Source organism: Pseudoalteromonas sp. L21, from assembly GCF_021728035.1.
Classification (GTDB): domain Bacteria; phylum Pseudomonadota; class Gammaproteobacteria; order Enterobacterales; family Alteromonadaceae; genus Pseudoalteromonas; species Pseudoalteromonas arabiensis.
The window spans coordinates 414,956-427,045 of the sequence record NZ_JAKKCV010000003.1 but is presented as its reverse complement, the minus strand read 5'-3'; the positions used below and the strand labels follow the sequence as shown (position 1 = coordinate 427,045).

The following is a 12,090-nucleotide window of genomic DNA, read 5'->3' as shown; positions in this document are numbered from 1 at the left end:
GAGGTTCGTTTTATATTTACTCATGGTGCTGGTTCAGGTATAAAATCTTTAAATAGCAATAAGTTACTTATTACAAATTTTAATATAAAAAGGAATTTTTATGGGGTCGATGGCCAAGCATTCACTTGAATTAGATTTAAATGACAAGAACTGGTTTCGATACGCCGCTTTTAAAGGGAAGTCGTCATTAACCGAGGATTCAATAACTGAGTTAGAGACATTACCAGGCCTTGCGGTTTTATCTGGCAAGGCAGAAGTTCTGTTTGCATTTATGGTATTCGCTATTTCTCTTTCGGCCTTTTATTTAAAAGATGCAGTGCTCCCTTGGTTGGCTTTTTTGATTTGTCTTGGCAGTTTTTTAGCTGTGTTTATCACAAAACGTATCATGACTTACAAAAAGTATGGCTTTGGCTTTAAATGGGCAATGAGCATAAGTAAGAATGAGCTTAAAATTGATAAATTGACGTTTAAAAAGCACACAAATCGTACAGTTACAATTGCTAGAGACGACATTGCAGAGGTGATATTTAATTATACAATGGATCTTAAGTACAGGCGGAAGTTTGGTGAAGCACATAGGAGGCTACCAAGTTTGCATGTTTGTGAAATCCACTTAAAAAATGGCGATACGCTTGAAATTGACGGGATGCGGGTAGGGCTATTTAACGTTTTATACTTAATGGTATTCCATGATTACCCGCTGAGTTTTAGAGGGACTCTAGCCGGTGGGGCAGGCAATGTTTCAATTTTACTGCTTCGCATGTTTGCTCTTTCGGCAATTGCGAGTTCACTTAGTATGCTTTTTTTTAATTTGAAATAGGGTGTATGTTAAAGCTCACATTACAGACGTTCTGTGAGCTTTAATAATCGTATTAGTTTGTTAATTGGCAAGCATCATTAGCAAGTTTCCAAACGCCCCATTGGTCTGAGCTAGTCGGTTGTTCACCTTTAGTCCACCAACCGGCTCTATAAATATTTCCTTCATAGTTTACTAGTTGGTTTGCTAGGTAGACTGTGTCTTTATCCCATTGGCTTGCACATAGTGTGCTGCCTGAAATTGTAATAGTTCTAACCACTGTTGAGGTTTGTGAAGCACTGTCAGATACTGAATAGGTTAGGGTGTATTGACCAACTCTTGAGTTATCAACACGACCTGAAACCGAGACGTTAGCTGTTAAATCACCGTCCTCAGTGTCATTTGCTGTGACACCTGCCATTGGTTCAAAAGTACTACCTAGGGCAAGCTTCACGTTATTAACCCCGCTGAATAAAGGCTTATCACTAAACACCTCGACTTTGCGGCTTTCTTTACTTTCGTTACCAGCAGAGTCTTTAACAGTATAAACGAGAATATATTGTCCGAGAGTTGATGTATCGACACGGCCCGTGACGACAATACTACTGGTGAGGTTATTGTCTTCTTTATCGATGGCGCTTACATTTGCTAGCTCGTCAAATGAGGCTCCTTGGCGAACTCTTGCGTCAGTTATACCACTTAGTACAGGTGCATTTTTTGGAGGTTCAATAATTTGACCATGAATAAAGGGACCATAGTTTTTTATAAACGTGTTGTTATACATTGCACCTGCGGCATTCGTCCCCATGTCCCAATTGATAGACCAAGTCATCACGCCTTTAAGAGGCTGTCCTTGCTGAGTTAATTGATTAAAGGCACTGTAAAGCGTTTCAGGATTTTGAATAAACCCAGATGCAGCTGCATCCATATTGGCAGGAATACCAAACACGAGTTTATCATTCGGGATTTTATGAAAGCCGCGAGTACCATTTGCTAAAGAGTCAGCCATATAGTAGATGAACTCCTGCTTTAGAGATTCATTTGTTTGGGCAACCCAACCTACACCATCAACAAAAACACCGTCACCACCCTGATTATAAAACTGCGGGTTTATCCAATCATAATACCCTGCAAGTGCGGTAATATAAGGAATGTACTTACCACCTTGTCTAAGGTAAGGAAATTCTGGAGCCATGGTAATTAAAAAGTTTTTACCTTGCGCTTTGTAATGATCTTTTACCAAACGAAGTGCGGCAGGTATCACGGTTTGATTATCAGCTGCTGTCACGGCTGCTTGTTCAAGATCAATATCGAGTCCGTCAAAGCCAAATTTATCGGTAAGGCGAATTATTTCGTCGGCAAAAGCGTGTTCATCGCCCTGTTGTAACTCTATATGGGCATCGGCACCCCCTAAAGCGAGTAATACGCTACGCCCTTGGCGGTTTAGTTCACTAATTTCGTTGATAAACGCTTGTTCTGATAAACCTATGTTTGGATCTAAGCGAAAAGTGGGAATGCGGCCTTCTGCTACATCAAATACTTTCATAAATGAGACATTAACCACGTTATATTGGCTATTAACTTGTTTTAAACTAACACAAGGTGCCTTCCCGCCTTTATAGCCTGCACCATCACACCAATTATGCCAGTAGCCTACAATAACGCCACTTTGTTGATTGACCATTAGGTTACCATCATTTGCATTTGCTGGAAGTATTGAGAGTACAGATACGCTTATTGCAGTCATTGTAAACAGGTTTTGGGTTATTCTAATCATGTTGTTTAATTCCTTTCATAAAAAGTTACTTTCCTACTAAAAGCATACGTGCGTTTAGTTGATTAAACTGAACTTTGAACCATTATTAGGTACGAAGTTCGGCGTTAAGTTATATGTGTTTATGTGAATTTAATGTGAATGGTAAGTGGCTTGAAAAGCGTTTAATTAATTTTTTATGTTTGGAGTTAAAGTCACTATTTTTGGCGCCCATATAAATACAGGCGCATTATTGTGTTTAGTTTGAGGTTTAATTAGGCAATAAAATCTAATGTGAGTAGTAAGCGCTTTTCCCCAGTTGCAACCTGTGGTGAGCGATGTACAAGGCCTAAACCTTCATTGCCTTGCCATGTTTCTCCTTTTAATAAGGCAACATCACCGACAGTTAATGACTGCACTTTAGTGTGTGGGGCAATTAAACCAGATTCCTGATCACTTAAACCTTGGTTTCCTGCACCCAGTTTATTGCGGTCGAGTCCGCTATTCTGTAGCCATTCAGAGCCACTACCGCTATAGGTGCTCACTAATCGACAAGGAACACGATCAACATGAAAGCGTGGGCACATAGCCCGCTCAAGTACTTTTAGTCTTAAACCCACACGCTTAAGCTCAAATAAATAGCAAAACATATCAACAAGCTGAGCAAGATCGGCTTTAAGCGCTTTTGCTTGAGGTCGTTTTTCGAGTGCTTTATCAATGTCTGCCGCAATCGCGTTTTGATTGATCACAGCGTTAATACTGAGATCTGCAAAGGCTGCAACAGTCTCGGTTACTTCAGTTTGCAGCTGCTCTGATAAGCTACGCTGCCAAATTGCGATGTTATGCTCGGGTTTATAGATTTGTGAAAATACCACTGGGCTTAATGCTATTGCTGCCTCTGCTGGTAGGTTATCAGTATCATGTTCAAATGCGTGGGCTGTCATTTATGCTTCCTCCCAAATTGGAAATGGATCGGGTAGTGTTTGCCAAAGCTCTTTTCCTGCTAGCAGTTCATCATCGCTAAGTAAGCAGTTGTCGAGTGCGCGTGTGATTTCTGCTTGATTGAGGTTTTGACCAATAAAAACCAGCTCTTGACGCATATCGCCAAAGGGTTCTTGCCAAACTTGGTTAATTGAATTTAAGTAATCGTTATCGGTTGGCCACTGATCTTTTGGTAAGGCCTTCCAAAATATCCCGCCAAAACCATAACGTGCAATACCGCCAGCTTGGTTCCATTGACAAGCAAACTGTGGTCGAGAGGCTAGCCAGAAATAGCCTTTTGAGCGGAGTAGTTTGCCTTCGCGTTGATTATTATGGATAAAGTTATAAAATTTCTCGGGGTGAAAAGGACGCCTAGCCTCATAGGTAAAGCTACTAATACCGTATTCTTCGGTTTCTGGGATATGCTCACCGCGCAGCTCTTTTAACCAGCCTGGTGCTTGTTGCGCTTTTTCAAAGTTAAACAAGCCTGTGCCTAAAATTTTATTGATATCAATTTGACCATTTTCAATGGCAATAAGCTCTGCGGAGGTATTTAATGAGCTTAAAATGGCTTTTAAACTTTCAAGCTCATCTGCGTTAATTAAATCGGTTTTACTAATTAAAATCACATCAGCAAATTCAACTTGATCGATCAGTAAGTCGGCAACGCTGCGCTCATCTTCGTCACCTAAGTGTTCACCGGTTTCTTGCAAAAACTTGGCTTCGTTAAAGTCTTTTAGAAAGTTTACAGCATCAACTACTGTGACCATGGTATCAAGCCTAGCAACATCTGAAAGTGATACGCCGTCTTCATCGGCAAAGGTAAATGTTTCGGCGACCGGAAGGGGTTCTGAAATACCGGTTGACTCGATAACCAGATAATCAAATTGCCCCGTCTCTGCTAAAGCGCGTACTTCTATGAGTAGGTCTTCACGCAGAGTGCAACAGATGCAGCCATTACTCATTTCAACCAGTTTTTCTTCGCCGCGATTAAGTGACACATCGTTTTTAACTGTCGCCGCATCGATGTTTATTTCGCTCATATCATTGACGATGACAGCTACTTTTTTGTCTTGACGGTTATTCAAAATATGGCTGAGTACGGTGGTTTTACCTGCACCCAAAAAACCAGAGAGCACGGTGACGGGGAGTTTGCTCATGTTAGTGACCCTTAAGTAGATTAAATAAAATAACACTAAATGTTTTGTTATAATATATCAACTTTGTGTCATTTAGAAATAGCTATACCTGATCTCGTTAGACTATTTGGCAGTGTACTTATAGGTACAGCTCACTTAAGCTTTATAATCGACTGCTTAATAAGGATTTGTATGCGCTTAACCAAACTGTTTTTACCGCTTTTTATTACTTGTTTGCCTTACACTTTATCGGCAAGTGAGGAGTTCGCACCTGAGCTTCCTGAGGCTATACAAGAAATTTACCCCACAGTAATGAATAAGCAAATTTGGGTTGCTGGCGGTATCTCTACTGAGCTGCCAGCATCAACGGGTAAAATGACGGAAAAAGTGCACTTTTGGTCACCTGATTATGCAACTTGGCAATCAGCTCCAAGCTTGCCTGAAGGACGCCACCACACCTATTTAATTGCAGTAGAAAACAAATTATTTGCCTTTGGTGGTTTTGTTAATACCCAAGGTCAGTGGACCAATAGCCGTGATGTATTAATGCTAGGTAAGGGCGCCAAAGCATGGCAAAAGGTGGCGCGTTTACCTTTTGCGTTAAGTGAAACAGTAGGTGCAGTGCTTAATGGAAAGGTGCATTTAGTGGGTGGCCGCAGTCCAAGTAATGAACAAAATGGGCAGTGGCAACATAGTTTAGATAAAGCAGAACACCTTGTGTTCAACCCAAATAACTATGAGTTTGCTAAAGCAGCACCGTTACCCTTTGCACGTAATAGTGCGGCAAGTGTGCAGGTGAATGGCCGCTGGTTTGTGCTTGGCGGCAGAACCGTTGGTGGTGAACCTTTAAAAGATGTACTTGAATACGTGCCAGAGCAAGATCAGTGGCTAACTCATCCGGCCCTGCCAAAAGGTAGGGCAGGGCACGCTGCGGCAGCAATCGACAACATGATCTACATTTTTGGAGGGGAGCATAATCAAGCTGTTGATAGTGAAATCTTTAAATATGATGTACTTAAAAAGCAATGGCATAAAGTGACCACGTGGTTAGCCCCTCGCCATGGATTGGGTGCTGTTACTTTAAATAATCAAATTTGGCTAATAGGCGGCGCAAAGGCTGTCGGATTATCACAAACAACTAATGAACTAACATCTGCGCATGAGCTATTAAATAAGCGCTAATACAAAAATGTAAGATTCTGATTTGGTTTTAACACATTAAAACCAAATCAGAAAAGATTACAAACGTTATGTAACCTATTTACTTTATGTTGTAACGCTTTTTATTAACTTATTGTTTGTAAGGCTATTTTTTATTGGTCTCTTTTTTGCTCACTAGTTTTTCACGTGTACCCACGTGATGTTATATAAACCAGTAAATAAGAAAGGGAAACTCATGGCAGAGTCATTTAAATATTCAGGTCAAAAAGGGCATGGTGGCGAGCTTCACCAAACTGCGAACAATCAACATCCTACCATGACAACAGCACAAGGTTGTCCTGTTAGTGATAATCAAAACTCCTTAACAGCAGGCAAGCGCGGCCCAACATTAATGGAAGATCACGTCTTTCGTGAAAAGATGTTTCATTTTGATCATGAACGTATTCCAGAGCGAGTTGTGCACGCAAGAGGCTATGGTGCACATGGTTACTTTGAAACATACGATACACTTGAGGATCTTACGTGCGCGGATATTTTTCAGCGCAAGGGAGAAAAAACACCTGTTTTCACACGTTTTTCGACTGTGGCAGGTAGCAAAGGTTCACCCGATTTAGCACGAGATGTGCGTGGATTTGCAGTAAAATTTTATACCAAAGAAGGTAATTGGGATTTAGTCGGCAATAATATCCCTGTTTTTTTTATTCAAGACGCAATGAAATTTCCAGATTTGATCCACAGCGCCAAAGCCGAGCCTGATCGTGGTTTTCCGCAAGCACAAACGGCGCATGATAACTTTTGGGATTTTATTAGTTTATCGCCTGAGTCTATGCACATGGTTATGTGGGCAATGTCAGACAGAGCCATTCCACGGTCATTACGTTTTATGGAAGGCTTTGGTGTGCATACATTTAAGTTTGTTAATGCAAAGGGTGAGCAGAAGTACGTTAAATTTCACTGGAAGCCAAAAGCAGGAATGCAGTCTGTGGTGTGGAATGAAGCATTAAAACTTAATGGTGCAGATCCTGATTTTCATCGTCGCGATATGTGGGAATCAATTCAAAATGGCGACTTTCCAGAATGGGAGCTCGGTGTACAAGTATTTGACCAAGCTTTTGCAGATGAGTTTGAATTTGATGTTTTTGATGCTACAAAACTTATACCTGAAGAACAGGTGCCAGTAAAAATTATTGGCCGCATGGTGCTCGATAGAGTTGTCGATAACTTTTTTGCAGAGACAGAGCAAGTTGCTTTTTGTACTCAAAACATAGTGCCAGGCATTGATTTTACCCCTGATCCACTATTGCAAGGTCGTAACTTTTCCTACTTGGATACGCAAACTAAACGGTTAGGCGGGCCAAACTTTACTCATATTCCTGTTAATGCACCTAAATGCCCAATGCACCACTTTCATCAAGATGGTCATATGGCGATGCATAATCCTAAAGGGCGAGTAAATTACGAACCCAACTCGTGGCAAGGTGATGAAAACAACCCTCGCGCATGCCCTGCACATGGTTTCAAAAGTACAGACGAAGACACACAAGGTGGCAAGCTGAGATACCGCTCAGAAACCTTTAGCGACCATTACAGTCAAGCAAGGCAGTTTTATTTAAGCCAAACTCAAGTAGAACAATCACATATTCAAGATGCGCTGGTTTTTGAGCTTTCAAAAGTTGAGCATTTAGCGATAAGGGAGCGTGTCGTGTCTCATTTACTTAATATTGATAGCGAATTAGCTAAATTAGTGGCCTCTGGTTTGGGCTTACAAACAATGCCAGAACCTGCCGAAGCTGCACTCGAAACACGCCAAGACCTTCCAGTGTCTGATGCCCTGAGCATTCAAAAGAGTGCGCTAAATACATTCAAAGGCCGTAAGCTGGGTATTCTTGTGAGTGATGGCTTTGATGCTCAGCTATTTGATTCATTGCGTTGTGCGCTTAAAGAGCAAGGTGCAAATTTTGAAGTTATTGCTGCTCAAGTGGGTGGCGCGAAAAGCTCGACTGGTGAGCATCTAAGTGCCGATCAAGTTATTAATGGTGGCCCTTCGGTTTTATATGATGCGGTGGCGCTACTGACAACAAAAGAAGGGGCCGAAAAACTGAGTCATATTCCTGAGGCAAAAGACTTTGTTTCAGATGCGTTTTCGCATAACAAATTTATTGGTTATAGCAAGGATTCAGTTGAGCTGCTAAAAGCGGTTGGGCTTGCTGAAAACCAAGATGATGGCGTCATTGATTTAGGCACCTGTCAGGTAGATGAGTTTTTGAATAGATTAAAAAATCTTCGCTATTGGAAACGATAGAAGCACACCTCAAGGCGGGCTTAGCTCGCCTCGAAAGGCTGTATTACTTAAGGTAGTGAGGAAATGTAATGAAACTGATTTATGTTGATGATAATTTGCCAGGAATTACTCGAAAACGACATTCAAAATGCTGGCTTTACTACGACCCCGCTGGCAAACGAATTACAGCAAAAAAAGAAATTAAGCGTTTAAATGCGCTGGCATTCCCCCCTGCATACAAAGATGTTTGGCTTTGTCCTGAAGAAAATGGGCATATTTTAGCAACAGGGTATGATACAAAAGGCAGAAAACAATATCTTTATCATCCAGATTTTAGAGAGCAGCAGGAGCTAAAAAAGTTCGAGGCCTGTGAGCTTTTTGGCACCAAACTTCCTTTATTGCGAGCTAAATTATCTGAATACTTACAAGGTCATGAGCTGGATTATCAACGAACATTAGCTGCGGTTGTCCGGTTAATGGACTTAGGTTCATTACGTGTAGGCTCTAAACGAAACGCGAAAAAAAATAACAGTTTTGGTGCAACAACGTTACGTAATCGCCATGCCAAATTAACGGGTAAAAATATTCGCTTAGAATATAAAGCTAAATCTGGCAAAGTGAGAGAGGTTAATCTTACAGATCGTGTTTTAAGCAGCATTATTAAAGAGTTGCAAGATTTACCAGGGCAAAATCTATTTCAATATAAAGAAGGTGGGGAATGTATTCCCGTGACCTCCCGTGAGGTTAATCAGTTTATTCAGCAAGTGATGGGAGAGGAGTTTAGTGCTAAACACTTTAGAACATGGCGCGCCAGTGTTTTAGCATTCGAAGCTTTTTATAATGCTAAGAAAAAGCTCCCTTTGTGCGATATGCTAGAAACGGTATCGAGCCATTTGGGTAACACACCAACGATAGCCCGTAATTCTTATGTTCATCCTGCGCTGATTGATTTATGTAAAGAAAGTGAAGCCACACAGGTACGTACAAGACAACAACTTAAGTTACCGCGTAAAACAAAATACTTGAGCCGATATGAACGTGGCTTACTACTTTTTTTAGCACAGTAACAGCTGTCTAATTGATGACGATTAGATCAACCACTCGATTTACATTTATGCTCACTGTCTGATAAAAATGATGTTATATTTGTGTTCTTAGCTATAAGTAATAAAATAATACAAATTAAATTTACGATCAGGTTTAAACATGACATTACAAACAAACAGCCCGTTAGTCGAACAGCGGGCCGACCCGTTTGTGCATAAGCACAGCGATGGTTTTTATTATTTTACAGGTTCTGTACCAACGTATGATCGCATTGAACTGCGTAAATCTGCGACATTAGAAGGCTTAAAAGACGCTGAGACCTTTGATATTTGGTTTAAGCATGACAATGGCCCAATGAGTCGCCATATTTGGGCACCTGAAATTCATTATCTGGATGGTAAATGGTACATCTACTTTGCAGCCAGCCAAGAAGACGATATATGGGCATTACGCCCGTATGTATTGGAATGTAAAGGCCAAGATCCATTAAATGATGAATGGGTTGAGCTGGGTATGATGCAAGCGGCTGAGGGTGATGAAAAGTCGTTCACAGACTTCTCACTGGATGCGACGATTTTTGAGAACAATGGCAAACGTTATTTCTGTTGGGCAGAGAAAACCGGCGGCCAATTTGCTGCATCAAACCTGTATTTAGCTGAGATGGAATCACCAATTAAGTTAAAAACAGCACAATTTATGCTAACTACGCCTGATTACGATTGGGAGCGTGTGGACTTTTGGGTAAACGAAGGCCCTGCGGTACTTAAAAATAACGGCAAAATCTTTATCGCTTTTTCTGCCAGCGCAACAGGTGCATGTTACTGCATGGGCTATATGGAAGCAGATGAAAACAGCGATTTACTTGATCGAAATTCGTGGACTAAAACACGCATGCCAGTGCTTGAAACAAGTGTTGAAAAGAAAATTTTCGGCCCTGGTCATAACTGTTTTACCGTTGCTGAAGATGGCGAAACACCATTATGTATTTACCATGCCCGTGACTATGAGCATGCCGTCGGTGAGCCAAGTGTGGTGCCAAAAACGGATACACGTCCACTTGAGGAAATTGTAAAAGATCCGCTTTACGATCCAAACCGACATGCCCGCATAATGGAAGTAAAATATGACGAAAATGGCCGACCATTATTCGAATTGTATTAATTAATGTTAGCTTCAATTCAGGCCACCTCTAGGTGGCTTTTTTATTTCTGTATCCTGTTTTGTTTTCTTAAAGTTAAATTTATTTACATAAAATAAACAAAACACTTTATTTTGGGAACGAATGGTTTAGACTTTACCTCTTAAGTATTTTTATATTACAAATTTGAGAGGGATAGTTTTGAAAACAATAAACGTCATTAAACAAATTGGCTTGGCTAGTCTATTTCTGAGCTGTTTACCAGTACAAGCGGAAAATTGCACTGCAATGCCTGAATCAGGTCAGTTGTATTCTGTTATTAACCGTGGGTCTGGCTTAGCGTTAGATATTAATACAAGTGATACAAGTGCAGCGCCTAATGTCATAACTTATGACTATTGGGGAGGAAATAATCAAAAGTTTCAGTTTATTAAAGAAAGCGATGGATATTGGATTATCCGATCTAAGTACAATAATAAGGTGTTAGATGTACTTGATTCATCGCAGTCAAATGGTGCTAATATTATCGTTTATGATGATTGGCAAGGAGCCAATCAACGTTGGCAACTTAAAGCATCGTCATCAGGTGGTTTTAATATAACGAATAAGTTAACCAATAAATCATTGACTGTTGCAGGCTCAAACAATGCGGCTAATGTGTATCAAAATGATGACGCAGGTATAAGCTCTCAAAGGTGGTTTATAAACCCTGTCGATACAACGTGTGGTAGTGACGGAGGCACTCAGCCAACACCAAGTGATTTAGTTGGTTTTGCTGCACAACCAGGTCAAGATGGCCTAACGACAACAATCGGTGGCGGTAATGCAACACCTGTTAGGGTTACAAGCTGCAGTGCTTTAAGTGACGCTTTAAGCTCGCCTTCTGCTAAAGTGATCCACATACCTGATAATACGACGATTAACTGTCTCACTAACAATAGAACGGTGCAAGCATGTCCTTTAGATTGTGGCCAATGGAATGATTACGGTAAAACATGGTACCGAGTGCCTGTAGGGAATCAAAGCTGTAGTGAGCTGGGCAGCTCTTCCAATTCACCAGTTAATGTAACACGTAATGAGCGCCGTATTATTGTAAAGTCCAACAAAACGTTACTAGGCTTAGGTAAAAACTCAAAAATTGTTGGTGCTAGCTTAGTTATTAGCAAGCAACGTAATATTATTATTAAAAATGTCATGCTGGAAAATATTAACCCTGCACTCGTCGAAGCGGGCGATGGCATTTCAATTGATGATAGTAGCCATATTTGGGTCGATCATATGGCCTTTAATAAGATAAGTGACGGTTATATCGATATTGATAATAGTCAGAATGTGACCCTCAGTTGGAATCGTTTCTATGGTTATAACACCCAAGTTTGCGCTAATCAGCATTGGTACACGCATTTATTCAAAAACTCGCAAGTAACAGCACATCATAACTTTTGGGATACTGCAGCAGGGCGTAATCCAAAAATAGATGGTTACAACTCACGGGTTCATATGTTTAATAATTACTGGAAAAACATTACTTATTTTGCAATTAGTGCCAGTGATGGTGCAGAAGTATTAGTCGAGAATAACTATTTTGAAAACTCAGCAAAGCCACATTGGAATCAAGGCTCGGGTTACTTCAGTGCATCAGGAAACATTTACACAGGGCGCTCAGCGACAGATCAATACCGTGATAATGGTGCAACAGTGTTTAGTGATGTGCAGCTTTACCCGTATAGATTAGAGAGTGCAAATACTTTGGGGAGCCAAGTAGATGGAGGAACGGGCCCGCAATAGGCTGTA

General features: G+C 40.8%; 9 protein-coding genes. 6 read left to right on the top strand and 3 right to left on the bottom strand.

Annotated features, from left to right (window positions below):
* The first annotated feature begins 100 nt into the window (after positions 1-100).
* On the top strand, positions 101-820 hold the full coding sequence (locus tag L3V41_RS10775) for a hypothetical protein (protein ID WP_237127701.1): 720 nt from the start codon (positions 101-103) through the stop codon (positions 818-820).
* A gap of 52 nt (positions 821-872) precedes the next feature.
* On the opposite strand, the gene L3V41_RS10770 is transcribed toward L3V41_RS10775, so the two are convergent.
* From L3V41_RS10770 to zigA, 3 genes are all read right to left on the bottom strand, one after another.
* On the bottom strand, positions 873-2,573 hold the full coding sequence (locus L3V41_RS10770; protein WP_237127700.1) for an immunoglobulin-like domain-containing protein: 1,701 nt from the start codon (positions 2,571-2,573) through the stop codon (positions 873-875).
* A gap of 251 nt (positions 2,574-2,824) precedes the next feature.
* Positions 2,825-3,493: a DUF1826 domain-containing protein gene (locus L3V41_RS10765; RefSeq protein WP_062570403.1), complete on the bottom strand. Its 669-nt coding sequence runs from the start codon at positions 3,491-3,493 to the stop codon at positions 2,825-2,827.
* Positions 3,494-4,690, bottom strand: a complete 1,197-nt coding sequence (gene zigA / locus L3V41_RS10760; protein ID WP_193988498.1) for a zinc metallochaperone GTPase ZigA — start codon at positions 4,688-4,690, stop codon at positions 3,494-3,496.
* A 171-nt stretch (positions 4,691-4,861) separates the two neighbouring features.
* Here zigA and L3V41_RS10755 point away from each other — a divergent pair, with 171 nt between their 5' ends.
* The 5 genes from L3V41_RS10755 (at position 4,862) to L3V41_RS10735 (ending at position 12,084) form a co-directional block, all read left to right on the top strand.
* Entirely contained in the window at positions 4,862-5,851 is a 990-nt protein-coding gene (locus L3V41_RS10755) for a kelch repeat-containing protein (protein WP_193988499.1), read from the top strand.
* Positions 5,852-6,065: 214 nt separating this feature from the next.
* Entirely contained in the window at positions 6,066-8,132 is a 2,067-nt protein-coding gene (locus L3V41_RS10750; protein WP_062570406.1) for a catalase, read from the top strand.
* Positions 8,133-8,200: 68 nt separating this feature from the next.
* Positions 8,201-9,178 carry a DNA topoisomerase IB gene (locus L3V41_RS10745; RefSeq protein WP_193988501.1) on the top strand — a complete coding sequence of 326 codons (978 nt, stop codon included), beginning with the start codon at positions 8,201-8,203 and terminating at the stop codon, positions 9,176-9,178.
* Positions 9,179-9,317: 139 nt separating this feature from the next.
* On the top strand, positions 9,318-10,319 hold the full coding sequence (locus L3V41_RS10740) for a family 43 glycosylhydrolase (protein ID WP_062570408.1): 1,002 nt from the start codon (positions 9,318-9,320) through the stop codon (positions 10,317-10,319).
* Between the two features lie 178 nt (positions 10,320-10,497).
* Entirely contained in the window at positions 10,498-12,084 is a 1,587-nt protein-coding gene (locus L3V41_RS10735; protein ID WP_193988503.1) for an RICIN domain-containing protein, read from the top strand.
* Positions 12,085-12,090: the final 6 nt, after the last annotated feature.